The following is an 812-nucleotide window of genomic DNA, read 5'->3' as shown; positions in this document are numbered from 1 at the left end:
GAGGTCAAGCGTAAAGAAAAAACAAGACGTTTGAATCAGTTTAAAAAGGATTTTCAAGAGAAAGAAAATGGGATACGATCAGCAATTGAAAGCTATAAACAGGAAATCCAAAGGGCGATTGAAGTACTAATTGAACAAAAAAATGAGGAGCTCTCTGGAAAAGGAGTGGATAAACAGCACCTTGAAAAACTATCACTTCAAATTAAAAATCATAAAGCCGAGTTAGACTATATTCAAGAACATCAACAATTGGTTTTTGAATATGATAAAGACAAGCGAGAGTTTATTGATAAGCAGAAAACGTTTGAAAATGAAATGCTTCATGAGGAAGAAAAGCTCAATAATTTGGTGGCTGAATTTTCTAATTCTCTGAATGTTTTAGAAGAGAATTATAAAGAGGTAAAACAACAGCTTTTTGAGGTCAATCAATCGATCCAAACTTATGAAGCAGAACTCAAGGTTTATGCTGAACAGAAAGATGATGATAAGCTGATTGCGTTAGAAGAATATGCTACTACGGTCACTTCATTGGAAGGCGATTTGACTTTTGATGAACTACATCGAAAAGTGTATCAGACTTTTGATGCTTTGGAAGAAAAGAAAAATACACTTTATACTAAGTTGAAAAATTACTTAGGGAAGTTTACGATCAACTCAGTACTTAAATTCCCGTCTGTTGAGGAGTTAGAAAGTAAAGGTGTGAGAGAGATTGGTGAGAGATTGAAAGAATTTGTACGTGAAGATAAAATTGCAGAGATAGAGAAGATATTTAATGAACGATTTGCCAATATCATCAATATTTTCGGTACAGA

General features: G+C 33.4%; 1 protein-coding gene. It reads left to right on the top strand.

Annotated features, from left to right (window positions below; translation table 11 throughout):
* On the top strand, positions 1-812 hold an 812-nt coding region (locus HHU12_RS34205; RefSeq protein WP_169661189.1), incomplete at both ends, for a hypothetical protein.

It is taken from the genome of Flammeovirga aprica JL-4 (assembly GCF_012844305.1).
Lineage (GTDB): Bacteria > Bacteroidota > Bacteroidia > Cytophagales > Flammeovirgaceae > Flammeovirga > Flammeovirga aprica.
The sequence above is the reverse complement of the archived record's forward strand: the minus strand, read 5'-3'. Positions and strand labels throughout refer to the sequence as shown.